At 28.6% G+C, this 1,181-nt stretch carries 2 protein-coding genes; both read left to right on the top strand.

Annotated features, from left to right (window positions below; translation table 11 throughout):
• Nucleotides 1-300: 300 nt before the first annotated feature.
• Nucleotides 301-462 carry a hypothetical protein gene (locus FC65_RS11970; protein ID WP_156408636.1) on the top strand — a complete coding sequence of 54 codons (162 nt, stop codon included), beginning with the start codon at nt 301-303 and terminating at the stop codon, nt 460-462.
• 16 nt (nt 463-478) lie between these two features.
• The gene (locus FC65_RS10735; RefSeq protein WP_056972740.1) at nt 479-886 is read left to right on the top strand and encodes a hypothetical protein; all 408 of its coding nucleotides are present in this window, start codon (nt 479-481) and stop codon (nt 884-886) included.
• The last annotated feature ends 295 nt before the right edge of the window (nt 887-1,181 follow it).

The raw sequence follows: 1,181 nt of genomic DNA, 5'->3' as shown, positions 1-1,181 counted from the left end.
ACGAACTAGCACCACGCGTATAGGATGGTGGACTTAAAAAGCTTTTAATAAGAAAAATAATTGACAAAATTTTTAAAAATATATTTTGTAGTCTTGCAATACAAAGTACTAATCAGTATTAATATTAGCCGATCCAATAGTTGTGTGCAATTTTTTATCTAATAAATTTTATGCTAGTTTGGAAAAAGATGGTTTGGCTCACATTTATAATTTTGATTTAAGCAATCAGTAGATAAAATTATCTTTTTATTTTTACAGAGTATCTTTTTTGTAAGGTCCAGGGTAACTTAGGAGGAAAATATGGAAGAAAAAGAACAATTATTAGCGGAAATATCGGAATTAGAACCTAAAGTTAAAGAATTTATTAACAAAGGTCAAGCATCTGAAGCGGTAAAATGCCAACAGCAAATTTTAAAAAACAAAATGGAATTGGCAAAATTTAAAAGTTTTGAGTCACGTTAGTTAAGAAAGGAACATAATGTTTTCAAAAGGAAAAATGCAAAATATCAGCGGAATTATCGATCGAATTTATAGTGGCGAAGATGGAAGATCGCAAGAAATAATTGTTAATGGTAGAAGAGTTTTACTAAAAAGTGATCAAAATGCACATGACAAAAGATTTATCTTTTCTGGTGTTTTTACTGTTAATGAAAGTGAAAAGAACGATTATGATGCATATATATTTTGTGTTAAAGCAAAGTTGCCTGAAGTTTTCATATTTTGTGGTGAACAACTCTTATCTTACATTAGTAGATACAAACAAAACAGAAGAGTATCAGCCTTATATTTTGGCCGTACTAAAGAAGGATCATTGGTCGACTATAAAGACAATAAAGAAATAGATGTAAGCAAGTTTTATAATAATTGGAGTATTTTACAGGCTTAGGTATTGGAAATTTAGATGATAGATAGAATAACAAAGTTTATGAGGTTGAGGGTAACTGAACTTTTTTGAAAATTGTTGGCTGAAATTCGTTAAATTAATGTGTTGAATAATGAAACATTATTTAATGGTAATTTTTAATCAAAAAGTCTTTTCGAACACTAAGCCATACTACTTGGAAATCGATCAAGCTTGTAAGCGCTTTTTAACTAAGAATATCATTAAATCATCTTAATCCAATTTTTAGTAGAAAAAAATGAATTAACGTCCTCAATTGTCAAGTTAAGTGCAACACTAA

Origin of the sequence: Ligilactobacillus acidipiscis DSM 15836 (assembly GCF_001435755.1) — a bacterium.
Lineage (GTDB): Bacteria > Bacillota > Bacilli > Lactobacillales > Lactobacillaceae > Ligilactobacillus > Ligilactobacillus acidipiscis.
Note: the sequence above shows the minus strand (reverse complement) of the source record. Positions and strands in the feature narration are given on the sequence as shown.